At 59.8% G+C, this 23,534-nt stretch carries 18 protein-coding genes and 1 tRNA gene; 9 read left to right on the forward strand and 10 right to left on the reverse strand.

Translation table 11 applies throughout. The annotated features are described in order from the left end of the window. Positions 1-189: 189 nt before the first annotated feature. On the reverse strand, positions 190-393 hold the full coding sequence (locus PZN02_RS04885; protein WP_280660486.1) for a hypothetical protein: 204 nt from the start codon (positions 391-393) through the stop codon (positions 190-192). A 419-nt stretch (positions 394-812) separates the two neighbouring features. On the opposite strand from PZN02_RS04885, the gene PZN02_RS04890 reads away from it, so the two are divergent. Together PZN02_RS04890 and PZN02_RS04895 are read left to right on the forward strand one after the other, a co-directional pair. Beyond that, on the forward strand, positions 813-1,772 hold the full coding sequence (locus PZN02_RS04890) for a hypothetical protein (protein ID WP_280660487.1): 960 nt from the start codon (positions 813-815) through the stop codon (positions 1,770-1,772). Between the two features lie 361 nt (positions 1,773-2,133). Continuing rightward, positions 2,134-2,388, forward strand: coding sequence for a hypothetical protein (locus PZN02_RS04895; RefSeq protein WP_280660488.1), 255 nt, complete (start codon positions 2,134-2,136; stop codon positions 2,386-2,388). Between the two features lie 550 nt (positions 2,389-2,938). Here the strand turns inward: PZN02_RS04895 and PZN02_RS04900 are convergent. Further along, positions 2,939-3,181 (reverse strand): hypothetical protein, encoded by a 243-nt coding sequence (locus PZN02_RS04900; RefSeq protein ID WP_280660489.1) that lies wholly within the window; start codon positions 3,179-3,181, stop codon positions 2,939-2,941. A 197-nt stretch (positions 3,182-3,378) separates the two neighbouring features. After that, positions 3,379-4,047 (reverse strand): recombinase family protein, encoded by a 669-nt coding sequence (locus tag PZN02_RS04905; RefSeq protein ID WP_280660490.1) that lies wholly within the window; start codon positions 4,045-4,047, stop codon positions 3,379-3,381. A gap of 429 nt (positions 4,048-4,476) precedes the next feature. Between PZN02_RS04905 and PZN02_RS04910 the strand changes: the two genes are divergently transcribed. Genes PZN02_RS04910 through PZN02_RS04920 form a run of 3 tightly spaced genes read left to right on the forward strand, consistent with a single transcriptional unit; the run spans position 4,477 to position 11,368 of the window. Continuing rightward, positions 4,477-6,312 carry a type I restriction-modification system subunit M gene (locus PZN02_RS04910; RefSeq protein ID WP_280660491.1) on the forward strand — a complete coding sequence of 612 codons (1,836 nt, stop codon included), beginning with the start codon at positions 4,477-4,479 and terminating at the stop codon, positions 6,310-6,312. Further along, positions 6,309-8,264 (forward strand): restriction endonuclease subunit S, encoded by a 1,956-nt coding sequence (locus PZN02_RS04915; RefSeq protein WP_280660492.1) that lies wholly within the window; start codon positions 6,309-6,311, stop codon positions 8,262-8,264. The genes PZN02_RS04910 and PZN02_RS04915 overlap by 4 nt, the downstream gene beginning before the upstream one ends. Further along, positions 8,264-11,368, forward strand: a complete 3,105-nt coding sequence (locus PZN02_RS04920; RefSeq protein WP_280660493.1) for a type I restriction endonuclease subunit R — start codon at positions 8,264-8,266, stop codon at positions 11,366-11,368. Before PZN02_RS04915 ends, PZN02_RS04920 begins: the two co-directional genes overlap by 1 nt. Before the next feature lie 124 nt (positions 11,369-11,492). On the opposite strand, the gene PZN02_RS04925 is transcribed toward PZN02_RS04920, so the two are convergent. Both PZN02_RS04925 and PZN02_RS04930 read right to left on the reverse strand, forming a co-directional pair. After that, entirely contained in the window at positions 11,493-12,947 is a 1,455-nt protein-coding gene (locus tag PZN02_RS04925; RefSeq protein ID WP_280661388.1) for a tyrosine-type recombinase/integrase, read from the reverse strand. A 98-nt stretch (positions 12,948-13,045) separates the two neighbouring features. After that, a tRNA-Leu gene (locus PZN02_RS04930) sits at positions 13,046-13,132 on the reverse strand. Positions 13,133-13,521: 389 nt separating this feature from the next. On the opposite strand from PZN02_RS04930, the gene PZN02_RS04935 reads away from it, so the two are divergent. Next, complete coding sequence (locus PZN02_RS04935) at positions 13,522-13,899, forward strand: BA14K family protein (RefSeq protein ID WP_280660494.1); 378 nt, start codon at positions 13,522-13,524, stop codon at positions 13,897-13,899. Positions 13,900-14,158: 259 nt separating this feature from the next. Continuing rightward, on the forward strand, positions 14,159-15,223 hold the full coding sequence (locus PZN02_RS04940; RefSeq protein ID WP_280660495.1) for a hypothetical protein: 1,065 nt from the start codon (positions 14,159-14,161) through the stop codon (positions 15,221-15,223). Positions 15,224-15,335: 112 nt separating this feature from the next. Here the strand turns inward: PZN02_RS04940 and PZN02_RS04945 are convergent, their stop codons facing one another. Then, positions 15,336-15,665 carry a DUF6665 family protein gene (locus tag PZN02_RS04945; protein WP_280660496.1) on the reverse strand — a complete coding sequence of 110 codons (330 nt, stop codon included), beginning with the start codon at positions 15,663-15,665 and terminating at the stop codon, positions 15,336-15,338. 467 nt (positions 15,666-16,132) lie between these two features. Between PZN02_RS04945 and PZN02_RS04950 the strand changes: the two genes are divergently transcribed. After that, entirely contained in the window at positions 16,133-17,758 is a 1,626-nt protein-coding gene (locus PZN02_RS04950) for a hypothetical protein (protein WP_280660497.1), read from the forward strand. Between the two features lie 136 nt (positions 17,759-17,894). Here PZN02_RS04950 and rpsA read toward each other — a convergent pair whose 3' ends face one another. The 4 genes from rpsA to aroA all read right to left on the reverse strand — a co-directional run bounded on the left by rpsA (position 17,895) and on the right by aroA (position 22,678). Further along, complete coding sequence (rpsA, locus tag PZN02_RS04955) at positions 17,895-19,601, reverse strand: 30S ribosomal protein S1 (RefSeq protein WP_280660498.1); 1,707 nt, start codon at positions 19,599-19,601, stop codon at positions 17,895-17,897. A 162-nt stretch (positions 19,602-19,763) separates the two neighbouring features. Continuing rightward, the gene (cmk, locus tag PZN02_RS04960) at positions 19,764-20,402 is read right to left on the reverse strand and encodes a (d)CMP kinase (RefSeq protein ID WP_280660499.1); all 639 of its coding nucleotides are present in this window, start codon (positions 20,400-20,402) and stop codon (positions 19,764-19,766) included. Then, complete coding sequence (locus PZN02_RS04965) at positions 20,399-21,190, reverse strand: hypothetical protein (RefSeq protein WP_280660500.1); 792 nt, start codon at positions 21,188-21,190, stop codon at positions 20,399-20,401. The genes cmk and PZN02_RS04965 overlap by 4 nt, the downstream gene beginning before the upstream one ends. A gap of 141 nt (positions 21,191-21,331) precedes the next feature. Then, entirely contained in the window at positions 21,332-22,678 is a 1,347-nt protein-coding gene (gene aroA, locus PZN02_RS04970) for a 3-phosphoshikimate 1-carboxyvinyltransferase (protein WP_280660501.1), read from the reverse strand. A gap of 286 nt (positions 22,679-22,964) precedes the next feature. Between aroA and PZN02_RS04975 the strand changes: the two genes are divergently transcribed. Then, a complete protein-coding gene (locus PZN02_RS04975) occupies positions 22,965-23,354 on the forward strand; it encodes a TIGR02300 family protein (protein ID WP_280660502.1) in 390 nt (129 codons plus the stop codon). Positions 23,355-23,534: the final 180 nt, after the last annotated feature.

Consider the following 23,534-nt stretch of genomic DNA (forward strand, 5'->3'; position numbering starts at 1 on the left):
TTTTTGCGTTTCACGACCGCGCGAGGCAGTCTGAAATCGGAATTTGGTGCCCAGAAGAGGAAGGCGGCAGCCGCCCCCAAATGCAAGGTACCTGACTTACTGCAACGAAATCAACAGGTTAGGCCAGAGGCCTCTCCAGCCTCATTGCGGTGAATGTACCAAATCAGGAGAGAAAGTGTACCAAAACTTTTAGCTCCCTGCGCCTTCCGGGTCAACCAACGGGCCCTTGGTCCTCACGCGACCTGTCTTGCGGTCGGTCCAGTCAGACGTCGTGATGCCAGCACCACTGAAATCTCTGAACGTCTGGTATCGCCAACGCATTCCGAGGTTGATCCCGAGGTACAGGCTGCGGCGTCGGACTTCGAGTTCGAAGCTGCCAATCTTGATGAGCATGGTGCGTTTCTCCTTCGCAAATCACTTGGAGTTGATCCCCGTTCCGCATCTATGAAGGCGGCGATCCTCCGTCAACGGAGAATTTTCAAGAAAATCAAGGAGATGATTGCGGCTCCGCAATTGTTCCACTGACGCAAATGTTTGCAGCATCGGCATGACCCACAGCAACCCCCGCGACTTCAGACTGTAGACGGCCAAGAAATAATCCCGGCAGTGGGATAGTTGCGTGAGAGGAGACGTTCAGGAGGTCAAAGAAATCTTCCGTTGCCGTCGACTTACCCACAGCGCGGACATGTACGTGACCCGCTTGTCGTCATCCTCGAACAATCAGTTGTAGACGCTCATGCCCACTACCGTAGACCGCTCCCTCAGTTGCCTCTAAGTTGCATCGTGCAGTGCCTGTAAAAGAGCGACCGACTATGCTGAATGAGACCAAAGAAGAACGCGAAGCCGTATCCAGTTATTTCCATGGTCAAGCACCTGATCTGGAAATCACGTTCATGCAGAAGATTTACTCCGAGCATGTTCTAAACCACGTTCACGATGTCTGGGATGTTCACACCAACAAGGACAGGTGGTGGGTGATAACGAACCCCACGAACCTTTACTCGCAGGAGCAGTTTCCCAATCTCGATTATGCAGTGACGTTTCATATTGGCCTATGCCTCAGGGTACCGAGAACCCTGAAGCAGCGCCGTCAGGATCGGCAGGTTCTCCCGTTTGGCGCCGTCTTCCAAGAACTTGAAGCCGCAACCTTGGCCCTGTCTCAGGCTACAAACGTGCCCGGCTATCAATCTGTCGGGATGCGAAGCCGCGAAACTCTGCTCGCGTTTATTGCCATCGCGCAGGATTGGTTCACGCCTGAGGAGGGCAAAGAGGCCCCGAAGAGGGCTGACTTCAAAGGATGGTCGGAGCTTATCTTCGATGCTCTTCTCTCTGGACGAGACCAGAAGGACCGCCGTCGCCTCTTCAAGACCCTGTCGAAAGAGGCTTGGGATTTTGCTGCGTGGCTCACACACGCGAAGTCTGCGACGTGGCGAGATGCGGAAGCCTGTCTTTCAACCACAGAACACATCATTGGCCTGGCGAGTTCATTGTTGATCTTGTGGATGCGGGGCGTGCCGGAGGCTTGCCCAAGCTGCGGCTCCCCCAATCTTGAACCGGAGGAAGGTCGAAACCTTGAGATGCCAGAAGTCGTCTGGGAGAGGCCAACCTGCGCTGACTGTGGCTGGACCGGAAAAGCTGTGCCGATCGATGAAGAGGAACCCGGCGAAGAGCTGAGGGAGATCATCCAACGCCACAGCGCGGTTGAACAAGGAGACGAATGCATCATACCGACGGTGCCGCTCAGGAAGTTGGCAACCCCTTCCGACGACTGAATAGACAAAAAGACACCGATAGGGGAGCCGGGGGCCAAAACAAACTGATCCATCCCAGTTCCACCAAGGCTCAACCAGAGAGGAGCCAAGGTGGACCGGTAGCCGGATGTCTGAACGCACAGCCTTTGGCGAGCATATGCCAGTTGCTGGAGCGACGAGACACGCTGCCGTAGGCGGCAATGAGGCGGTGTCTCAGTCTCCCGGCACCAGACGTAGCCCCGAGGTGCTAACCCCTCTGAGATGCCTCAACCGCGTCAGGACGAGGACGGTATTTCTGGGTCCGCACCGACCGGGTTTCGCTCTCGACGCAATCGAGGCCGGCCCAAGTCTTAAGCGTCCGGTCACGCTGAAAGACGGGGATGTGTCCGTCTCTGTCCAACGCCTTGCGGATGACGTGGACTTTCCCGCTCGGGTCGTGCCCAAGCTCAACGAGCTTCCGGCACAACGGAGAGATCGGGCCCTTGATGGTACGGCAGTTTCGACGGGAGGTGAGATCGACCATAAGGCCGCTTTCGACATGACGGGCGGCATAAGACCCGATCAGTTCGATGGTGTGCATGGCGGTGAGGACCGCTGGGATCAACGCAGGATACCTTTCCTGTTGGTGGTGATTTGATGATGAAGGGGGCGCACTGGCGACACCGCCCCGAGACCGGCATTCCTTGCGGTGCGGTGGAGACAATTTACGAGCGCCGACGGTTGGGTCGGGGTGATGGCACCAGCGCAAACAAGAGCGCGTCTGTAGCCGATGCCGGGAATGTGGACCGTGAGACGCCACAGGCCGAGGAAGGGGATGGCCCGTCACAAATCGCCCTGGGCAAAGAAGGACAGCACAACTCCGGTTCGACCTCTGGCTGACTACTGGACAGGAGGAGATCGTTGATCGTCCTCATTCCGGTTCACAGCCCCAGCGCTCGGTCTCGGTCAGGACTGCGGAAGGCTTCCGCGTGGATGCCACGGAGATCCCCTGCGAGAGGAGAGCTGCAGTCCCAGTCCGAGGCTTAACGCAGGTGGGGCCGTGGTTCACTGCGGTGGTGCTCTGGATCAGGGGAGGAGGAGGTGATTGACACCCTCCCCTCTCAAGGGAACGGAAGTCAGGACCGTAGCCCACCATGGCTCTAACCATAGTTACACTAAGGTAACCCCCTCCGCACCTACTGTTGCCCCTATTGGCCGAAGCCTCGCCGGTATGCCGTTCGCCGCTCGTCGAAGTCTGCGCCGTTGATCTCGACAAGCTCCATCCGGTCGGCATCGAGTGGCATGTTTGACCGTGCAATCCGTTTGGCGCGGCACAGTCGTTTCGAGCGGAAGACAGACTGACGGCCACCGCTCAAGACCTCCTGCCCGTCGAAGTATATCACCGCGAAATATCGGACTGGTCGTGATTGCTTGGCCTCGGTGTGTGCCATGGTGATTTCCTTTCGCGGTGTCGATGGGATGGTGGGGCGCAAGATCGAAAAGAAGTTGCTCCTGTTGTCTCTATTCGGCCCCGCGCCGTGGCACCGTAGCGACCTCCTGATCGCGTTCTGCGGTTACGGCTATGGTGATGGCAGGAAGACGCCGCCTCCTCTGGAAAGCCTCTACCGCAACAGAATGCAGGCATCCGCTATGAGGACCGAGAGGAGACCCGATCCAAGACCCTCGACACTTGCGTCGGCGTCCACTTGCCGCCCCGCGATGTTGGAATGTTCATGCTGTCCAGCGTCTCAGCGATTGCGCTCAGGGTCTGCCCCGACGCTCTCAACGGCCCGACAATCTTCATGACCTTGGCTGCTTCGGCATCCGCCTTCTGCTGGATCGCTTCGTTGCGCTTCATCGTCTTGTCGCGGAGACCACCGAGACGGACGCCCCGTCCCTTAGCAGCCTTAAGCGCCGCCTTGGTCCGCTCGGAAATGAACGTCCGCTCCTGTTCCGCTAACGCCGCGTAAATGTGGAGCTGGAACTTGTCCGCTTGGGGCATCTGCGCGACCCGGAGCTTCACCCTCTTGTCGTCCATCAGCGTGGCGATGAACGAGACCTTACGGCTCAGCCGGTCCAGCTTGGCAACCAGCAGCTCAGCCCCCGTCTTGCGCACCAATTCCAACGCCTTGGTCAGCTCAGGGCGTTCGCTGTCCGCTCCCGACTGCACGTCACGGAACTCCCCGATGATCTCGAAGGGTATGTCGGAGAACTTGTCGAGGAAGATGGCGATGTCCCGCTCCTGAGCCTCCAGCCCAAGACCACTACGGCCCTGATCCTCGGTGCTCACTCGAGTGTAGATGACGTATTGCTGCATGTCCGATCTCCTGTTGGAGGGAGCATGTCAGCGACCTTATCAAATGTCAACGTTCGTTGTGCCTGATAAATTCAATGAAGTCAGCACAGACTCTAACAGAACGTGTTGCCGCATGGAGCGTCTGCCCTGATGCGCGGTAGAAGCGAGCCGCGAGAGCTGAAAGGTCCTCCGCAGTCGGCACTTCGATCGAAGCAATCGCGCGACCATCGTCCTGACCGCATCCGAAGTCCGAGAGCGACGACCCCAAGAAAGCTGACGTTCACGGAGGGATAAACCCGGGGGGTACCGGGGGGAAATGACCAAGCCGCTCATCTGATTGGGTGGCTCAAATTTCTGCACAAAACATTTCGGTCTCCGGAGCTGTCGCTGTCTTGTTAAGGCGATGTAAGGACGACATAAAGGACTCGGTACACGCATCGGGGGAAACGCATGAACCAACAGGCACTATCGGCATTCATCTGGTCCGTTGCGGACCTTCTCCGGGGCGACTACAGACAGTCCGACTATGGCAAGGTGATCTTGCCGTTTACGGTGCTGCGCCGGATCGACTGTGTCCTGGAGCCGACCAAGGACGCGGTGCTCGCTGAACATACCGCCAAAACCGCAGCCGGGATCAATCCCGAGCCTTTCGTCCTCCGCAAGGCCGGGCAAACCTTCTACAATGTCTCGAAGCTCGACATGCGGCTTCTGATGGGCGACCAGGACAATATCGCCGCCAACCTCTATGCCTACATCCAGGGCTTCTCGGTGGATGTCCGTGACATCTTCGAACGCTTCGAGTTTGCCGCTCAGATTGATCGGCTGGCCAAGGCCAAGCTGCTCTATCAGGTGACCGAGAAATTCGCCCGGATCGACCTTCACCCCGATAGGGTCAGCAACCACCAGATGGGCCTCGTCTTCGAGGAATTGATCCGCAAGTTCTCCGAACTCTCCAACGAGACCGCCGGGGAGCACTTCACGCCCCGCGAGGTGATCCGGCTGATGGTCAACCTGCTATTCGTAGAGGATGACGACATCTTGTCGAAGCCGGGCGTGGTCCGCACGATCTACGATCCCGCCGCCGGGACGGGCGGAATGCTGTCGATTGCGGAAGAGTATCTCAGCGAGCACAATGAACAGGCCCGGCTTGTTATGCACGGGCAAGAACTGAACCCGGAGTCATACGCGATTTGCAAGGCCGACATGCTGATCAAGGGACAGGATGTCAGCAACATCGTCTTCGGCAACACCCTGTCTGACGATGGCCATGCTGGTGCGAAGTTCGACTACATGCTCTCCAATCCGCCGTTTGGAGTGGAGTGGAAGAAGGTTGAGAAGGAGATCCGGGCGGAACACGAGCAGAAGGGCTTCAACGGGCGTTTCGGCCCCGGTCTTCCCCGTGTGTCCGACGGGTCGCTGCTCTTCCTCCTGCACCTGATCTCGAAGATGCGCCCTGCGGTCGACGGCGGCAGCCGCTTTGCTATCGTTCTCAACGGCTCTCCCCTGTTCACCGGCGGGGCTGGCAGCGGCGAGAGCGAGATCCGTCGATACGTGCTGGAGAACGACCTGCTTGAAGCGATCATCGCGCTGCCGACCGACATGTTCTACAACACCGGCATCTCCACCTATGTCTGGGTGTTGTCGAACCGGAAGCCGGATCACCGCAAGGGCAAGGTGCAACTGATCGACGCCTCGTCCTTCTGGCAGAAGATGCGCAAGAGCCTGGGCTCCAAACGCAAGGAGATGGGCGATGCCGACATCGCGTCGGTGACAAAACTGTTCGGCGGCTTCACCGAGGCCCAAATTGCAACGCTGCTGGATGCTGGGGGCAAGGAAGTCGGACGGGAGATCGTGGTTCAAGGGGGGAGGTCCCCGGTTGCTCCCGAGAGCGGCAAAGTCAAGTTCGCGCCGCTGTCACGCATCTTTCCCAATGAAGCCTTCGGCTACCGCACGATTACGGTCGAGCGCCCGCTGAGGGACGAGAAAGGCGCTGTCGTCGTGGGCACCAAGGGCAAGGCCAAAGGAAAGCCACAGGCGGATGGCTCCCTGCGGGACACGGAGAACGTGCCGCTTGGGGAAGAGGCTGAGGTCTATTTCGTGCGGGAGGTCCTTCCCCATGCCCCGGATGCCTGGATCGACCACGAGAAGACCAGGACCGGTTATGAGATCCCATTCAATCGCCACTTCTACGTCTTCGAACCGCCGCGACCACTCGCGGACATCGATGCCGACCTGAAGCAGGTTACCGGACGCATCCTGGAGATGATCGAGGAGCTGTCGGCATGACAGGAAACAACTCGTCCTGGTTGGGCGCATTGCCATCTAGCTGGATGCAGACGAAGCTGAAAAGGGTGGTGAACAACGCTCGACCGATCACATACGGCATCGTTCAAGCCGGTCCGATGGTCGAGGGCGGCATCCCTTATATCCGCCCTGCCGATATGACAGACGAAGCTGGTGTTACTGATTTCGACGCAATGCTGCGCACCTCTGACGAGATTGCAGCATCATACAAGCGTAGCTCCCTTCTTGGCGGCGACTTGGTCTGTTCGATAGGTCCCTCTTTCGGCAAGGTGATGGTGGTCCCGAAGGAACTTGAAGGCGCCAATTTGACGCAGGGAACCGCAAGGGTTGCAATCGCACCGGAGTGTTGCAATCGCTATTATTTCTGGGTGCTTCGTAGCCGGATCTCCTTCGCGCAGTGGGAGAGCATCGTCGGGGGCGCTACTTTCCGGGCGCTCAATTTAGAACCTCTTGCTGAAACGGAGGTACCTCAGCCTCCGCTCCCCGAGCAAACCGCCATCGCGACGTTCCTCGACCGCGAGACCGCCAAGATCGATGCGCTGGTGGAGGATCAGAAGCGGTTGATCAAATTGCTCACGGAAAAGCGCCAGGCCGTCATCTCCCACGCGGTCACCAAGGGGCTCAACCCGGATGCCCCGATGAAGGACACGGGGATTGAGTGGCTCGGGGAGGTGCCGGAACGTTGGCGCATTTGTCGGTTGAAGCACATCGCGGCAAGAGACGGCATACAGATGGGCCCATTTGGCGGCATGTTGAAAGACTTGGAGACCGAGCCAACAGGCTATAGGCTCTATGGGCAAGAGAACACGATTACAGGCAACTTCGCACTCGGCTCGCGGTGGCTCGATCATCCTCGGTTTTGCGAGCTTAACCGCTACAAGTTGGAGCCCGGGGACTTGGTAATGACGAGGAAGGGGTCGATAGGAAACTGTCGTCTTTTCCCGGACAACGCAGATCCAGGCGTAGCAGACAGCGACACCATACGACTTCGGTTGGATCCTGCGGAAATAAAAGCCGAGTATGCTCTCCGGCTTCTTCATGACGCGATGTATGTTCAGACCCAGTTGTCACTTGTGAAACGAGGGGCAATTCTCGCTGGACTTAACACGGAAGTAGTTGCCAATCTTGTCCTCGTGCTGCCACCGGCAGATGAGCAACAAGAAATATTGTCGCGACTACAATACGTCTCCGACGTATTTCAGCGCTCGCTTGACGATGTTGCAGCATCAATCGCTCTCCTCCAAGAACGCCGCGCAGCCCTGATCTCAGCAGCCGTCACCGGCAAGATCGATGTGCGCGGTCAATCAACCTCTACAGTTGTGACTCCTGACTTTCGCCAGAGCCGGAAGCTCGTCGCCGCCAAGATTGTCGAAGACCTGTCGGGCCAGAAGACATTCGGCCGTGTCAAGCTGCAGAAGCTGCTCTACCTGGCAGAAGCTCATGCCAGCATACATGAACTAAGTGGCCATTACGTTCGGGAAGCCGCGGGGCCGCTCGACAGGGACATGGTTCGGGAAGTCGAGACGGCTTTGCAAGTTTCCGGTCATGTCGTCATTGAACAGCCGGAAGGCCGGGGCACTGCCGTGAACTATCAACTTCGCGGAACGAAGGGAGCATTCGAAACGGAATTACAGACACTTCTTGGGGACAGAATTTCGGCCCTTTCCGAATTGATCGAGACGGTGGGAGCGCTCGACACCCGGGGAGCAGAAGCCGTGGCCACACTCTATGCGGTCTGGAATGACGCTCTCGCGTCCGGCACTGTCACGAGTGACGACGAGATCATCAGGGAAGTTCTGAACGAGTGGCATCCAAAGAAGGCTGAGACGTTCACCGTAGCGGATTTGAAGCACTGGCTGGCTTGGATGCGCCGCAATGGATTGAAGCCGAAAGGAAATGCCCCCGTGACGAGCACTGGGAGGTTGTTCGTCTGATGACTCTACATCGGGAGATCAGCTTCGAAACGGAAATCTGCGCTCACCTCGCGGCGCATGGCTGGCAGTACACGGAGGGTGATGCTGCCAAGTATGACCGCAGCCGAGCGCTGTTACCTGCGGACGTCGTGGCGTGGGTTCAGACCTCGCAGCCGAAGGCTTGGGAGACACTGGCGAAGAACCACGGTTCCGCTGCCGAGACCATGCTGCTCGACCGCATCCGCAAGCAACTCGACGAGCGCGGGACTCTGGATCTGCTGCGCCACGGCGTCGAACTGATCGGTCTCAGGGCTCCGCTGAAGCTCGCCGAGTTCAAACCGGCCTTTGGGCTCAACGAAGAGATCCTGGCCCGGTACGACGCCAACCGGCTGCGTGTCGTACGGCAGGTGCGCTACTCGAATAACAACGAGAATTGCGTCGACCTCGTCCTATTCCTGAACGGGCTTCCGGTTTCGACCGTCGAGCTGAAGACGGACTTCACCCAAAGCGTCCAGGACGCGGTCGACCAGTACAGGTTCGATCGGCATCCGAGCCCCAAGGGACAATCGCCTGAGCCTCTCCTGAGCTTCCCCAGCGGTGCTGTCGTCCACTTTGCGGTGAGCAATGCCGAAGTGATGATGGCGACGAAACTCGAAGGCGCCGACACCCGCTTCCTGCCGTTCAACAAGGGCAATGAGGGCGGCAAGGGCAACCCGCCCAACCGGAACGGACACCCGACCGCCTATCTCTGGGAGGAGATCTGGGAGCGCCATTCCTGGCTGGAGATCCTCGGGCGCTACATTGTTGCCGCGAAGGACGCCAAGAAAAAGATTACGGGCCTGATCTTCCCGCGCTTTCACCAGTTGGACGCAACAAGGAAGCTTCAAGCTGCGGTTCTCGCCGAGGGCGCAGGGGGCAAGTACCTGATCCAGCATTCGGCGGGGTCGGGAAAGACCAACTCGATTGCATGGTCGGCGCATTTCCTCGCCGATCTCCATGATAAGCAGCACAAGAAGATCTTCGACACCGTCATCGTTGTGTCTGATCGTAATGTGATCGACACCCAACTTCAGGAAGCGATCTTCAGCTTTGAGCGCACCACAGGCGTCGTCGAGACAATCACGAGTGAAGGCGGGGCGAAGAGCAGCAAACTTGCCGAAGCGCTCGCCGGAGGAAAGAAGATCGTCGTCTGCACCATCCAGACCTTCCCGTTTGCGCTGGAGGCAGTGCGGGAGCTTGCTGCGACACAGGGCAAGCAGTTTGCGGTGATTGCCGACGAGGCGCATTCAAGCCAGACGGGTGAGACCGCATCGAAACTGAAACAGGTTCTCTCAGCCGAGGAACTCGCGGAACTCGGGGACGGTGGCGAGGTCAGCAGCGAAGACATTCTCGCGGCCCAGATGGCGGCTCGTGCGAGCGAAAGCGGCATCACCTATGTGGCCTTCACGGCGACCCCTAAGGGCAAGACGCTGGAACTCTTTGGCCGCCGCCCGAACCCGAGCGAACCGGCGAGCGAGACCAACAAGCCACAGCCCTTCCACGTCTATTCGATGCGTCAGGCCATTGAAGAGGGCTTCATCCTCGACGTCCTGAAGAACTACACGCCCTACGATCTCGCCTTCAAGCTGGCCAACGCTGGCGGGGAGATGGACGACAAGGAGGTCGAGCGCAAGGAGGCGGTCAAGGCGCTGATGCGCTGGGTGCGGCTGCATCCCTACAATATCAGCCAGAAGGTCCAGATCGTCGTCGAACATTACCGTGCGAACGTGCAGCCGCTGCTCGACGGCAAGGCGAAGGCCATGGTGGTCACCGGCAGCCGCGTCGAGGCCGTGCGGTGGCAGATCGCGATGCAGAAGTACATCCGGGACCAGAAGTACGACCTCGGCACCCTCGTGGCGTTCTCGGGGGAGGTCGATGACAAGGAAAGCGGCCCGGAGCCTTTCTCGGAGTCGAGCAAGGAACTGAACCCGGGACTGAACGGGCGCGACATCCGCGAGGCCTTCAAGCTGCCGGAATACCACGTGCTGCTCGTCGCCAATAAATTCCAGACCGGGTTCGATCAGCCGCTGCTATGCGGCATGTATGTCGATCGCCGCTTGGCGGGAATACAGGCGGTCCAGACGCTCTCGCGCCTCAATCGGGCACACGCGGGCAAGGACACGACCTATGTCCTCGACTTCGTCAACAGCGGCGACGACATCCTGAAGGCTTTCCAGACCTACTATGAGACTGCTGAACTCGCAGGGGTCACCGACCCGAACCTCGTGTTCGACCTCAGAGCGAAGCTGGACGCCGCCGGATACTATGACAGCTTCGAGGTCGATCGTGTCGTGAAGGCGGAACTCGACCCGCAATCGAAGCAGGGCGATCTTGTAGCCGCCATCATGCCGGTCGCGGATCGTTTGCTTAGGGCCTACAAGGTGGCACAGGAGCGCCGAACGGTGGCCCTGACAAAAGAGGATGCCAAGGCGGCGAAGGATGCCCAGGACGAGATGGAGGCGCTTCTGCTCTTCCGCAGCGACATGGGCGCTTTTGTCCGGGTCTACGCCTTCCTGTCGCAGATCTTTGACTACGGCAACACCGACATCGAGAAGAGATCGGTCTTCTACAAGCGACTGATCCCACTGCTCGACTTTGGTCGGGAACGGGAGACTGTTGACGTCTCTCAAATCAAGCTGACGCACCACAAGCTTTCGACCAAGGGGCCACGCTCCCTTGCTCTCACGGGCGAAGCGTCCCCGTTGATGCCCTACACGGCCCCCGGCTCAGGCTCGGTGCAGGACAAGGAGAAGGCGCTGCTCGCTGAAATCGTCGAGCGACTGAATGATCTTTTCCAAGGCGTCGATGATGACGATCAGGTTCGATACGTCATGGGTGACATACGAAGCCAGGTGATGAAATCGGAGACGCTCGCCCAACAAGCCGAACACAACACCAAGGAGCGTTTTGCCGACTCCCCCGATCTATCTAAAGCCATTGAGAACGCCATCATGGATGCCCTTGAAACGCATTCCGCAATGAGCAGACAAGCGCTCGCCTCAAAGGAAGTCCGTGACGGCATCAAGGAAATCCTGCTTGGACCGGGGCGGCTTTGGGAAGGGCTGAGAGAGCGAGCGCAGATCTAACCTGGACTGCCGAGACGCCCTTGCTGCTGCTCGGTCGCGCTGTCGTCCTTCAGGTCCTTCTCAAGCTGGGGAGATCACCTGCTTGGAGGCAAAGTTGCGTGTTGGTGCATCATGGCCCCGGCCCTCAGTTAAATTCGGCGACCTGACGGGTCTCTTCCGTCTCCTTGCCGTCCGCCTCGTCAAACACGCCAAATGCCCGTTTCATGGCCTTGGTGCTTGCCCTGAGCTTTGCCGGAGTACCGCCGTAGACCCTGTCGCCAACACCCCCAAGTGAGTGACCAAGAATAAGGTTCTGCTCCAGCTCTGAGATCTCGGCCAAAATCAGGCGGTCCTTCATGTTATGTCGAAGCGAGTGGACCGCGTGGGCCTCATCATCGGTCACCTTACGCACATACTTCATCAGCGCCGCCGAGGCATTCCCCGGTCCGTTCTCGCCGCCGTAGCGAGCAAACAGCATCGTCCCCTTCTTGGACTTGGACATTTCGACGGCTTCCTTGGCTGCGTCCAGAGCATCAGCGACGAGCGGGACCACTCGCTTGGACGCTTTGGTCTTTATCCGTCGCCCCTCGTGCCAAGTCACGGTGATGTGCGGGAAGGCGTCGTGCAGAGATACGTCCTGAACTCGGAGCCCGGTAACCTCTGCCAATCGGCAGCCGGTGCCTTCCAGCAGCCGCCAGATCAACTGAAGATCGTCATTCGCGTTGTTCAGGATCAAAGCCCGAACGGAATTAAGAACATCGTCAGGCAGCGGATCACGCAGTTCGTCCTCCGGGTCCTCATTGAGACCGGCAATCGGGAGCTTGGCGAACGGGTTCATGCAGCCGACCAACTGCATCTCGGTAATGACGTGGTTGAACATCGCCTTGACGACATTCAGCTCACGCTTCACCGAGGACGGCTTCAGGGTGCCGAGAGAAAGCATGTGATCGCGCACAAGTTTTGCGTCGGAGCGCGTGAACCGGGGAATTGTTGGCGGTCGGCTCAATGCTGCTTCAATGTGACCGACGACACGCTCAAGGCGTTGCGTCTTTTTCTTGATCTCGAACTCTGTGCCGGTGATCTTCTCGGCAACGTAAAGCTTCTTTGCATCTTCGAGCGTTGGCTCTGGCGCGGACGGGGCGCCGCCATAAAGTGCACTGACGACAAACTGATCAAGTTTTGTGATGCCTACGGGGTCTCCTGTAGCCGGGTCCTTCGGGTAATCCTCAAGGATGACATCTGCCACTGAAGTTCTGGCCGCATCTTCTGCCACGCTATCGGGGTCGTCGGCATCGACAGTGGCGTCGTAAGGGTCAAAGCCCATCTGCCGTATTTTGGCTGTGCCTTGGAGATACAGATCCAGCTTGGTCAGCAGCGGTAGCTCACGTGGGTCCGCGTCCGCAGCTAGGATTTGCTCCGCCTTGCGGATCACCCTTTCGAACTCGGAATGAACCTGAGAATAGGATTTCAGCGCCGCTGCGTACGTCTCGCCGAGCGCCTTCACCAAGTTTTTCTTTTGGATGATCGGCCTTAGTTTGTTTGGGACCGGGCGACGATAGCGCCACGCCCCCGAAGGAAGCTGCTGTGTGTAAGGTAGCATCAAACCCACGATGTACTCTCCGTGTACCAAGAAATGTACCATCGGAGAGGCCTAAAGCACTGAACTTGCTGATTTCCTTGGGTTAAACCAAGGGGAAATGGTGCCCAGAAGAGGACTCGAACCTCCACACCCTTTCGAGTACCAGCACCTGAAGCTGGCGCGTCTACCAATTCCGCCATCTGGGCGACGGACCGGCATGTAAAAGGCCCGAGCCGAAGTGTCAACAGGCATTTTGAAGTTTTCATGTCGGATCACGAAAAAGCACCAGGGAGTGGCGCCGCTTCGTCGTGCCTCGCCTTCCACCGGTCCGCTCGGAGCATTCCAAGCCCGCAAAGATAGGGCAAGAATTTCAGTGACATGAATGCCGGAGAGGCGCATGCTTCCTCCGACGGCTGATCGGCGCGGAAATCCCGCGGCTGAGTACGCGTACGCGCGACCCGACGTCATGGAATAAACCAACCAAAACAAACATCTAAGGAGCAGGGACAAACCGGAAAGCACGTCTTTCGGAAAGTGAGGAAAAATGACGGGATTTCGGAATTTCGTTATGAGCTGCGCGCTGGCGGCCGCCTCCATGATTCCCCCTGTCGCGCCTGCCCAGGCCATGCCGCGTCCAGTGCTCGACATCGGGCCACCCGCAGATGTCCAGACCGTCACCCATCGCCGCTGGGGCTCTTATCCGCGCTGGCGGGGCGGCTACTACGGCGGCTGGCCGGGATATCATCCCGGCTATCGCCGGGCCGGCATCAGCTTCTATTTCGGGCCGGGCGCCGGATACTATCCGCGGCGCCACTACTACGGGACCCGCTATTACGGTCCGGGCTATTATCCCGGTTACTATCCCTACCGATATCATCGCGGCTACTATCCGTACCGCTACGGCCCCGGTTACTACGGCCATCGGTACTACCGACCTGGCTATTATGGGGGCGTCATCGTCCGGGGCTGGTAAGGCTCGCTCGAACGAGGCGCGGCGATTTCCGCCGGGCCTCCCTGGTTTTGAAAATATGACTGAGCGGCCGCGGCTGTCGCGCGGGCCGCATATGTCGCACTGTACCGCTTCCTGACCTGTGGCGGCGCCTGCTATTCGCCCTATCGGTAAAGGCTCAGCTCGCAAGATGGGCCAGGCAATCGGTCGGCATCATTAAGGTGCAGTTAACCTCGCCCGCTTATCGTTTCAGACCGGTACAATCAGATGGCGGATTGAAACGATGCTGCTTCCGACCCAGCAGGCAAGCGCGACCGTCTCGACCACCCTCGTGGGCTCGATCATCGAGGACATCGAAAAGCGCCGCGCGGAGGAAGAGGAAAAGGCAAAAGCGACCAAGGAGGACAAGATCCTCAATGCGCGGATCAAGTCGGATGAGGCGCAGAAGACCGCCAACGACAAGATCAACAACCACTTCTTCAATCGCGCCGTGGTCGACGTCACCGAGCTCAAGCTCGAACTGACCGGCAAGCTGGGCGAACTCGTCGGCCTGGAGCGAGCGGATGGCCAATCGGCCTATGCCTATGGGCGTCAGCTCGAAGAGGCTCTCTCCAGTCTTGAGCCCGAACAGATCCGAATGATCGAGAAGACGCTCGGCCTCGACGCGCTCGACCTTTCACTCTTGGAAGTCCTGGCCGCGATCAAGAACCCCTATGGCACGGAAGACGACAAGCTTGAGGCAGCGCTGCAAACGAAGGCGCAAGATGGCGGGCTCACCGCCATCGAAACGGCAAAGGTACTGCAACGACTGGAGGATGCCGCCAATCCGAAGTCGCTCGAGGAACTGAAACTCGAACGGACGGAGAGCGATCCGACGCGCGTCGAGGATGCGGAGACCCATGCCGAGCGGGAGAAGACGATCCGTGCGCTCGAGGCAAAGGACAAGCTCGACGACGTCAAGGAACTGCATGAGGCCGTCAGGAAGCGGAACGAGGTTGCCGCCGATATCGACGCCGGGAAGACAGCGCCCGGCGGAGAAGTCGTCGATGCGGCCGAGATGCTGACCGTTCTCGCCGCCGGCGCCGAGGTCGCGGAAACGCAGGCGCGGAACGATGACCGCGACCGCGAGCAGGCTACCTCGGAGAGCCAGGGCAGCGAGCACGACAATGCCGATATCACGAATGCCGGTATCACGAAGGAAGAGGCAAGCCTCATGGCGGCGCTTCATGAGGACGGCGAAAAGCAAACCGACAAGCAGGCTGCCGAGGCCCGCGATCTGTTCGTTCTTCACGTCGACGAAGACGGCATCTACGACTTTATCAGGCGCAAGCTGGCTGGATCACAATGATCGCCGAGCTGCGGCACCGCCGCGTCCATTCAGACGCGCATGGGCGCTGTAGTACTTTGAATTGCTGCATGTTTTGATCGCCTACGATTTAAGGAAACATGCAGGAGCCTGATTATCGCTTTCTGATGATTCCGAGGCGGGCCATGACCTCCTTTGGAATGCCGTAACGGCGGACCGCGTCGCGACTGTCGCGCAGGCCGCATATTTCGCGCTGAATGAGGAAGGCCCAGACAACGTCCGCTGCCTCGTCGAGAAGCCGCTCACGGACAGCCGGCCCGTCCTTGCTGCTGTCGAACCGGTTCAGGGCCGCAATCGCCTTCTCGACCTTCAGGCCATTTCGACCCAGCGCGTCCGCACGCTCCGCCATCAGCTCATATTCGAGCACGTTCACGCCGCTTCTGGTCTCGAAACGGCTCAGTGATTGCGGCGGGCGAAATGTCATCGGCAGCTCCGTGAAGGCTATTGCAGGATCCCTTAAATCGGAATCGATTTAAGGGATCCTGCAGCAATTCAAAGTGCTACAGCGACCTTGGCGCGTCCGATCGGACGCGCGGCGCTGTGGGGGCAGGATGGACCGGGAAAGGCCTTCACGCAAGTGGACGGCAAGGTCTCGGCGCAGCAGGCGGCATGGTTAAGATTTCTTAAACTTCTTTAGCTTACCCTTAACGATCATGCCCCACATGCAGAAATTCAAAGCGTTACGGCGTCCTTTGCACGTCTGTTAGGACGCGCGGAGCTGCGAGTGTCCGCGGCCAAGCCGTGGTTGGCTCGGCCGGCCGACCATTGCGCGCATGAAGCGCTCTCCGACAGCAATCATCGAGATCCGACGCCGTTCGGGCCGTTGTGGCGAGTTTTCGCGCGGTGGTGCAAGAACAGCGGGACGTTGCTGCTAGCGAAGTGGAAACCGGAATGCTGCCCATTCTCACGATCAGAAACGCGGTCGGCCCAGGCGACGAAACCACGTCGCAGATCCGCCATGCCGTGCTTCCATCAGGTCAGCGGGCCGAGGCGATCCAGAAAATTCTCGACGCGCTCAGCCGTCATCTATCGGGCAAGGAGGTTCTTTCCAGGGACGCGTTGGTGCGGCTGATGGAGGATCTGGCGCGCATCCTCAAGTTTCCGCCCTTGCCGCAAGAAAGCGGCCGCGACTTCGCCAAACGGCTGATCGGTTTCCTTCAATCCATGCCAATGCCGGAGCGGCTGCTCCTGGAGCGGCAACTTGGTGGACGCGATCTCGCGCACCGCCTCGCAGTGCTGACCGCCATGCCGTCCGGCCACGGCGAAAGAACTGCAGGCGCCAACGCAGCACTCCCTCAATCTCCGGCAAAGGAAGCGATCCGCAATCTGCCGGTGCAGACACCCGTGCCGCCCCAGTTCGCCGCGATAAAAGCGTCCGCATCAAGCGATGTCGCGCTGCTTCAGTCGATTCTGAAGAAGACCTTCAGCGCCGACGAAGAGGGCGACCCGGTCGAGGCGATGCTCGAGGCGGGAGACGAGATGCCCAAGGACGCCCAGCGATCAGATGCCGCGAGGACGCCGGATGCGCGCTCGCAACGGACGCAGGCTTCGCCGCGTCCGGAGATGGAGAGCGCGGCGCCGACTGCGGGCGGCGGCACGGAAGGTGAAGCAGCCGAGACCGATGCGGCGCTCCCACAAACAGAGCCCGAAGGCGAAGTGGTCGACACCGGCATCGAGGCCGCCGGCAACACGGCTGGCGAAGCGGCGGACTTCGACGCCCCTCCGTTCGATCCGACCCTCCCCGCCATGCCGGAAGACGCCGAACAAACCGCAAGCGACGCCGAGACGTCCTTGCTCGAACGTGAGCCTGCTGAAGCGGCTGGCGACGACGGGCTCGACGCGGATGGCACCTATCGCCGCCCCGCGCCCGATACGGAAGGCAACGAGCAGAGCACGCGACCTCCGCGCGGAGAGCCAGGCGGTCAGGCCGAGCGCTTTTCCGCCGTAAAAGCGATTGTCCGTGAGGGCGTCGCCCTTCCCGAAATTTTAAGCGAAGGCGGAGCGCCGGCGGAACCGAAGGGTGGTGAGACTGGACAGCGGGTGCCGGCGACGCCATCGGAGAGCGAAGCGGCGGAGCATTCGCCGTTCACGCGCCCCAGAAACGAGACGACTGGGGCTGTTCCGATGAGCGACCCGGGATCCGCCGACGAACCAGAGAAGACCGCCGCGCTGCGCTCGGCGATTCAAGCGAAAGCCTCGAATCCCGGCGACGATCCGACGATGCAGCAGATGATCACCCGTCTCGTCGAAAACGGGCTCCCCCGCGAGGCGATACCATTCGCACTCGTTCCCTACCTCCCGGCCAAGACGGACGCCGAAGACGCTGCCGGGAAGGCCGACCGGCAGGAACGCACCGGCGACGGCGAGAGCAATGCTGGAGCAGACGCAGAGGCCGACGAAGGTGATCGCGAAACGCCCGAAGGGGAATCCTCCGACGGTGGAGCGGAAGAGAAGAGCGACGAGCCCGGCGCCATCGATGCCTATGATCTCTACAGAAGGCTCGGCGGTCTCGGCTGACCCTCTCCATTCTCTTCCGCTCAACGAAAAAGCCCGCGGAGATCGCTCTCCGCGGGCTCGTTATTTTCAGTCTGCAGCGCCGCGCGTCTATTCAGACGCGTAAAGGACGCTGCAACACTTGAACGCAGAGCAACGATTATTCGTTGGTCTGGCGGTTCTTCAGAGCGGCACCCAGGATGTCGCCAAGCGAAGCGCCGGAGTCGGACGAACCGAACTGAGCGACGGCTTCCTTCTCTTCCGCGATTTCCAGAGCCTTGATCGACAGCTGGATCTTGCGGTCCTTCTTGGAGAAGTTGGTGACGCGAGCGTCGACAAGCTGACCAACCGAGAAGCGCTCCGGACGCTGTTCGTCACGGTCACGCGACAGGTCCGCACGACGGATGAACGAGGTGATGTCTTCGTGGTTGACGAGCTTCACTTCGATGCCACCATCGTTGACTGCGATGACCTCAGCCGAAACAACGGCGTTCTTGCGCAGTTCGCCGGAAGCGGCAGCTTCACCGACCGCGTCCTTGCCGAGCTGCTTGATGCCGAGCGAGATGCGCTCCTTCTCGACGTCCACATCGAGAACGACAGCGCGGACGACATCGCCCTTGTTGTATTCTTCGATGACCTGCTCGCCCGGACGGTTCCAGTCGAGGTCGGAGAGGTGGACCATGCCGTCGACATCGCCGTCGAGGCCGATGAACAGGCCGAATTCGGTCTTGTTCTTGACTTCGCCTTCGACTTCGGTGCCAGCCGGGTGGCTATGCGCGAATGCCTGCCACGGGTTCTCGAGCGTCTGCTTGAGGCCGAGCGAGATACGACGCTTGGTCGGATCGACTTCGAGAACGACAACGTCGACTTCCTGGCTGGTGGACAGGATCTTGCCGGGGTGGACGTTCTTCTTGGTCCAGGACATTTCGGAGATGTGGATCAGGCCTTCGATGCCCGGCTCCAGTTCGACGAACGCACCGTAGTCGGTGATGTTCGTGACGGTACCGGAGATCTTCTTGCCGACCGGATACTTCGCGCCGATGCCATCCCACGGATCGGACTCGAGCTGCTTCATGCCGAGCGAGATGCGGTGGGTTTCCTGGTTGATGCGGATGATCTGAACCTTGACCTGTTGGCCGATGTTCAGGATTTCCGACGGATGGTTGACGCGACGCCATGCCATGTCGGTCACGTGCAGCAGACCATCGATGCCGCCGAGGTCGACGAACGCACCATAATCGGTGATGTTCTTGACGACACCCTCGACAACCTGGCCTTCCTCGAGGTTCTGGACGATTTCAGAACGCTGCTCGGCGCGGGACTCTTCCAGAACCGTACGGCGCGAGACCACGATGTTGCCGCGGCGCTTGTCCATCTTGAGGATTTCGAAGGGCTGCGGGTTGTGCATCAGCGGCGTGACGTCGCGGATCGGACGGATGTCGACCTGCGAACGCGGCAGGAAGGCTACGGCGCCGTCGAGATCGACGGTGAAGCCGCCCTTGACCTGGTTGAAGATGATGCCTTCGACGCGTTCGCCGGCTTCGAACTTCACTTCCAGGCGCTGCCAGCTTTCCTCGCGGCGAGCCTTTTCGCGCGACAGAACGGCTTCGCCGAGCGCGTTTTCGATGCGCTCAACATAGACTTCGACTTCGTCGCCGACCTTGAGCGCGCCGTCCTTGGCCTTGGCGCCAAATTCCTTCAGCGGTACGCGGCCTTCGACCTTCAGACCGACGTCGACGATGGCGACGTCCTTTTCGATCGCGGTGATGATGCCCTTGGCGACATAGCCTTCGGCGAGGTCCGTCTTGGCGAAGGACTCTTCAAGAAGCGCTGCGAAATCATCACGGGTGGGGTTGGTTGCAGACATAAAATCTCCTGATGCATCTCGAGAAGAGACGCACATGCGCCGGGGGTTAGCGTTAAACTGGCCTGAACCCAGTCCGCTCCATCTGAAGGAGCAATCCGGCGCGTGGACGGAATTTCAGGCTTTTTAAGAAGGCGATCCGGCAGGAGCCGATGATGGCTTTCTTCAAATCTTCTTCTGCAAGGCCGCGTCGATCAGCGTCTTCGCTGCCTGGAATGCCGCCTCTATACTCATTTCGGAAGTGTCAAGCAAGTGCGCATCCGCCGCCGGGCGAAGCGGGCTGTCCGCCCGGCCCATATCGCGCTCGTCGCGCTTTTTCACATCCTCGAAGATCGCGTCGTAATCAGCCGCGGCACCGCCGGCAACGATCTCGTCGTAACGCCGTTTTGCCCTGACTTCGGGCGAGGCCGTGACATAGAGCTTCACGGTAGCATCGGGGCAGACGACAGTGCCGATATCACGCCCATCGAGCACGGTTCCCGGCCCCCGCTGCGAAAAAGCGCGCTGCGCCTCGACCAATGCGCGACGAACGGCCGGCATGACGGCGATCTTCGAGGCCGCCTCGCCGATCGCATGGGCCGACAGTACCGACCGGTCGAGACCGGCGAGTTCGACATTGCGCGCCATCTTCCCGGCAACCGCCTCGTCATCGAGCGGCAGCCCGGCATCGAGAAGCGCCTTGGCGGTCGCACGGTAGGTAAGCCCGGTGTCGAGATGTTGAAAGCCATATTCCTCGGCGATCCGGCGCGAGAGCGTTCCCTTGCCGGCCGCGGCGGGTCCGTCGATGGCGATGGTAAGTGTCATTTTGCAACCTGCATGTGGATGTGATCGTCGTGTCTGGCAGCCCGACAACCTTGAAACTTGATGTTTTCTGCGGAGACGCCAAGCCTTTGTGCCAGATGTGGCTCCACGAACATTTTCTCTACGCCGAACCCTCGGCCTTCATCGGAAAGCCAACGGAGCGCCTCCCGGGTTCGCTTTTCTTCAAGCAACAAAGGCCGCCACAGCGCTTGCAGGACATGCAAGTCCCAGCGCAGCGTCAAGATATCATTGCGGTCTTTACACGGCAGAACGCTGTTTTCGCTTGGCTGCTCGAATGCAAAGTAGCCGACCGGAGAGCGTGTAGCCTTGTCGAGAAATCGCCCCTCGTTGTCCTGATAGTAGAATGCCACATCAAGTTTTCGGCCATCCGAGTGGGACAGATGCGGTAACAGCGGAAAGCCATCGAAGAAGGGAAAGTTCCCATCGAGCGCCAAAGTGGTCGTTCCAGGGAACACGAGGTCCATCTGCCGCGATAGGGCAAGCGCCGCCTCTCTCAGCTTCGGAACGACATACTGGCGGTTCAGCACACAGTACAAGGGGGACTGCATACGGAGCCGCGAAGCGTCGTCAAAGCAAGGAAGCGGGACCCGGCCAAAGATGGGTGCGACGGCATGGCTCAGCGTACTTCCAGCCGCGTAGAGGCTCGCAAACAGCACGAGAAATCCGGCAAAGCCGATCCGTTTCCTCCATGGGCGTGTGATGCAGAGCGAGAGGAGCCAGATCAGGCCGCCGATCTGCGACACGAGCGTGAGGACAATTGCGACAGCCACCGTGGGCAGCCATCCGAGCGTTCTCCTCAGCCTCATTCGACTTCGCCCTTGCAGAGAGTGTGCCTATGATCGGCGTCCGGGGCGTAACGCCATCAGCCCCACACGAGCACGACAGCGTACCCGACATGCCATATATTAATCTCACTCAATCTTCGCTCCCAGCCCCGTCATCAGGTCCATGAATTCGGGGAAGCTGGTTGCGATCATCGTCGAGTCGTCGACCGTCACCGGGTGCTCGGAAGCAAGCCCCATTACGAGGAAGCTCATGGCGATGCGGTGGTCGAGATGGGTTTTCACCTGACCGCCCGAAGCGTTGCCGAGACCCTTGCCGCCGGGGCGGCCGCGGACGACCAGCGAGGCCTCGCCCTCGTCGCAGTCGACGCCGTTGAGCTTCAGGCCGTCGGCGACGGCGGAGAGGCGGTCGGATTCTTTCACACGCAGTTCATCGAGGCCGTTCATGACGGTCGAACCTTCGGCGAAGGCGGCGGCGACGGCGAGCACCGGATATTCGTCGATCATCGACGGGGCGCGCTCTTCCGGCACGGTGACGCCCTTCAGCTCCGAATGACGCACGCGGAGATCGGCGACATCCTCGCCGCCGGCAAGGCGCGCATTCATGACTTCGATGTTGGCGCCCATTTCCTGCAGCGTCAGGATGAGGCCAGTGCGCGTCGGATTCATCAAGACGTTCAAAATGGTGACGTCCGAGCCCGGCACGAGAAGCGCGGCCACCAGCGGGAAGGCCGTCGAGGACGGATCGCCCGGGACATCGATCACCTGGCCCGTCAGCTTGCCGCGCCCTTCGAGGCGAATGGTGCGCACACCCTCAACATCAGTCTCGACCGTCAGATTGGCGCCGAAACCCTGCAGCATCTTTTCCGTATGATCGCGCGTCATCACCGGTTCGATGACGGTGGTGATGCCGGGCGTGTTGAGGCCGGCGAGCAGCACGGCGGATTTGACCTGGGCGGACGCCATCGGCACGCGGTAGGTGATCGGGTTCGGCGTCCTCGGTCCATGCAGCGTCACCGGCAGCCGGTCGCCCTCGGCCGATTTCACCTGGACGCCCATTTCTCTCAGCGGGTTCAGCACGCGCCCCATCGGCCGTTTGGTGAGCGAGGCATCGCCGATGAAGGTCGAGTCGAAATCATAGACGCCGACGAGGCCCATGGTCAGCCGGCAGCCGGTGCCGGCATTGCCGAAATCAAGCGGCGCTTCCGGCGCGAGCAGTGCGCCATTGCCGACGCCGTTGATAATCCAGGTATCGCCCTCTTTGCGGATCTTGGCGCCCATCGCCTGCATCGCCTTGCCGGTGTTGATCACGTCCTCCCCTTCGAGCAGGCCGGTGATCCGCGTCTCACCCGAGGCAAGGCCGCCGAACATGAAGGAGCGATGCGAGATCGACTTGTCGCCGGGAATGCGGACCGTGCCCTTGAGATCGGAAGACTTTTTTGCGGTGGCAGGCCGCGGGCTTGAGCCATGGGACATGGTGTTTTTCCTCTGACAATCCGGCTGCCGGCAGCCACGGAACATCACGCCCTTCTCGCGCGTTAGGGCACGGACCGCCGGTCTCCTCGGCTCCCTAACATAAAGCACAAATAGGGTCATCCTCCCGGACGAAGAAAATGCGAGCGAGGCCCGCCCGAAGTTTGTCTTTGACAGAAGTCGTCAAGACGATTATGGGGACCGGCTAATCATCATAAGCTTGATAACCTTCCACCCGCCGGCTTACCGGCAAGAGCCGGCTCGTCCGGCCACTCAAGAGGCTTTGACTGTGGCAAAACCGGAACTTGGAACAAAGCGCATAGACCCGGAAACGGGGCGGAAATTCTACGATCTGAACCGTGATCCGATCGTCTCCCCCTACACGGGCAAGTCCTATCCGCTGTCCTTCTTCGAGGAGAGCTCCGTCGCCAAGGTGCTCGAGAAGGCAGAAGAGGAAGAGGTGGCGGAAGTCGACACCGAGAACACCGAAGTCGAACTCGTTTCGCTCGAGGATGCTGACGACGAGGCATCGGGCGGCGACGACCTGCCGGATCTTGGTGACGACGACGTCGAGATCGACGGTGACGACGACGACACCTTCCTCGAGACCGACGACGAAGACGACGACGACGATATGAGCGACCTCATCGGCGTCTCCGACGAGGATGAGGACGTCTAATTACCTGCAGGATGTGGACGGAACCCTCGCGCACATTTTTTCATCGCGCTAAGCGTTTCAAATGACGCATGAAAGATGCCCCGCCCGCCGCAACACCTCGCGGTCGGGGCATTTCCCGGAACGAGCAATAAAATCGCACCGGCCTTAAATTTTCGGCTTGCCATCTGCCAAAAGCAGAAG

Origin of the sequence: Sinorhizobium garamanticum (assembly GCF_029892065.1) — a bacterium.
GTDB classification, from domain to species: Bacteria; Pseudomonadota; Alphaproteobacteria; order Rhizobiales; family Rhizobiaceae; genus Sinorhizobium; species Sinorhizobium garamanticum.

What these genes read in the sequence shown, in the direction of transcription:
- PZN02_RS04935 (WP_280660494.1), top strand. Translation starts at nt 13,522, where the DNA reads ATGATTCCCCCTGTCGCGCCTGCCCAGGCCATGCCGCGTCCAGTGCTC.
- PZN02_RS04885 (WP_280660486.1), bottom strand. Translation starts at nt 393, where the DNA reads ATGCTCATCAAGATTGGCAGCTTCGAACTCGAAGTCCGACGCCGCAGC.
- PZN02_RS04925 (WP_280661388.1), bottom strand. Translation starts at nt 12,947, where the DNA reads ATGCTACCTTACACACAGCAGCTTCCTTCGGGGGCGTGGCGCTATCGT.
- rpsA (WP_280660498.1), bottom strand. Translation starts at nt 19,601, where the DNA reads ATGTCTGCAACCAACCCCACCCGTGATGATTTCGCAGCGCTTCTTGAA.
- PZN02_RS04945 (WP_280660496.1), bottom strand. Translation starts at nt 15,665, where the DNA reads ATGACATTTCGCCCGCCGCAATCACTGAGCCGTTTCGAGACCAGAAGC.
- PZN02_RS04910 (WP_280660491.1), top strand. Translation starts at nt 4,477, where the DNA reads ATGAACCAACAGGCACTATCGGCATTCATCTGGTCCGTTGCGGACCTT.
- cmk (WP_280660499.1), bottom strand. Translation starts at nt 20,402, where the DNA reads ATGACACTTACCATCGCCATCGACGGACCCGCCGCGGCCGGCAAGGGA.
- PZN02_RS04890 (WP_280660487.1), top strand. Translation starts at nt 813, where the DNA reads ATGCTGAATGAGACCAAAGAAGAACGCGAAGCCGTATCCAGTTATTTC.
- aroA (WP_280660501.1), bottom strand. Translation starts at nt 22,678, where the DNA reads ATGTCCCATGGCTCAAGCCCGCGGCCTGCCACCGCAAAAAAGTCTTCC.
- PZN02_RS04905 (WP_280660490.1), bottom strand. Translation starts at nt 4,047, where the DNA reads ATGCAGCAATACGTCATCTACACTCGAGTGAGCACCGAGGATCAGGGC.
- PZN02_RS04900 (WP_280660489.1), bottom strand. Translation starts at nt 3,181, where the DNA reads ATGGCACACACCGAGGCCAAGCAATCACGACCAGTCCGATATTTCGCG.
- PZN02_RS04950 (WP_280660497.1), top strand. Translation starts at nt 16,133, where the DNA reads ATGCTGCCCATTCTCACGATCAGAAACGCGGTCGGCCCAGGCGACGAA.
- PZN02_RS04920 (WP_280660493.1), top strand. Translation starts at nt 8,264, where the DNA reads ATGACTCTACATCGGGAGATCAGCTTCGAAACGGAAATCTGCGCTCAC.
- PZN02_RS04940 (WP_280660495.1), top strand. Translation starts at nt 14,159, where the DNA reads ATGCTGCTTCCGACCCAGCAGGCAAGCGCGACCGTCTCGACCACCCTC.
- PZN02_RS04915 (WP_280660492.1), top strand. Translation starts at nt 6,309, where the DNA reads ATGACAGGAAACAACTCGTCCTGGTTGGGCGCATTGCCATCTAGCTGG.